Below are 956 nucleotides of genomic sequence, written 5' to 3' on the forward strand. Positions count from 1 at the left end.
CCGTCTCCGGCCCGGCAACGCCGACCCACGCCGTCTCGAACAGGCACTCATTCAGCCGGGACTCCACGCCCGCCTGGCGACAGGACACCCCTTCCAGCACGGCATACAGTTCACCGCCGTCGCCGAACAGCATGACCGTGCCCGCCACGCTTTTCGCGCTGACCGCGTCGATCTGCGCGCTGGCCCACAGCGTCGTCGGCTGCGAATCCAGCGTGAACAGGCGCGCCGAGCTCACGCTGAACGGGATGCACACCCCGCAGCTTTTCATGCCGCACAGCCCCAGCAGTTGGATCCCCGCGTCCAGCGTCGCGGGATGCAGCAGGCTCAGTGCGCGCTCGCCCGCTGACGTCAGGGCGATCTCCACCCGCGCCAGCGCCTCGTGCTCGTTCAGATACAGGTCATGCAGATTGCGGTAGCCGTCGCCAAAGCCCACGCCGTGCTGCGCCAGCGTCTCGTACAGCGCATCGATATCCGCCGCCGCGCTGCGCAGGCGGAACGCCGCCACGTCCGGCGGGCTGTAGCCCCCGTCGCCCTCGGTCAGCACCTGGCTGCGACGGCTGCCGGCATACTGCTCGCCGTCGCCGTTTTCGATCACCCATTGCTCGCCGTCGGCGAGGCAACGCACCACGTCACCCTCGCGAACCACCAGTGGCTGGGTCATGGTGATATCACGCACCTCCACGCCGGTCGCCGGCAGGGCGCCCCGGTACTGCAGCAAGGCGGCGCCGGCGATCATCGTGATGTGACTGGCGGCCGGCACCAGCACCTGACCGCCGATGCGATGATCCCGCCACAGGGAAGCCAGCTCGGCGTTCAGCGTGGCGGCAAAGCCGCCCGCGTCGCCGCGGCTGAGCAGCGGGTTGGGCAGACGGCGCCACGGCAGGAAGTGGGGAGTATAGCGGGCGCGCGGGTACGTATCGCCCGATGGCCGTTCGTAGGACTCCAGCACCACGTGC

The 956-nt window shown here is 69.6% G+C and carries 1 protein-coding gene; it reads right to left on the reverse strand.

Annotated elements, in window-relative coordinates; all coding sequences use genetic code 11:
• Positions 1-956 (reverse strand): polyketide synthase dehydratase domain-containing protein (locus ACJ8IM_RS25160; RefSeq protein ID WP_308317583.1); only part of this gene is annotated, 956 nt, incomplete at both ends.

The sequence above is a fragment of the Serratia sp. CY33525 genome, assembly GCF_052169115.1.
Lineage (GTDB): Bacteria > Pseudomonadota > Gammaproteobacteria > Enterobacterales > Enterobacteriaceae > Serratia > Serratia sarumanii.